This is a genomic window from Mesorhizobium sp. WSM4837 (assembly GCF_055811435.1).
In genome coordinates, this window is the sequence record NZ_JBVVQE010000271.1 from 1 (window position 1) to 332 (window position 332).

The 332-nt window shown below is 59.6% G+C and carries 1 pseudogene; it reads right to left on the reverse strand.

The features are described 5' to 3' along the window. Positions 1 to 332, reverse strand: a pseudogene (locus AC0L3D_RS37055) (IS21 family transposase); the annotation flags it as partial.

Below are 332 nucleotides of genomic sequence, written 5' to 3' on the forward strand. Positions count from 1 at the left end.
AAACGCCATTCGGCAAACTCGTAATCCTCCAGTGGAAGACTGGCCAAAGCCGGGCGCTCGACGGTCTCGAAGAGCTGCCGGCGACTGACGCCCAGCCGGCGCATGACGTGGTCGTTGATGCGATCGAGCGCCTGGGCAATGGCGGCATTGGCTTCAGCAAGCGAGAAGAAGGTCTGATTGCGCAGACGCCCCAAAATGCAGGACTGGGCGAAACGCACTCCATTCTCCACTTTCGATTTATCCCGAGGCTTTCTGGGCCGTGCCGGAAGAACGCCGACGCCATAGTGGGAAGCCATCATGCCGTAGCTGCGGTTGATCTCGGGATCGTAGAA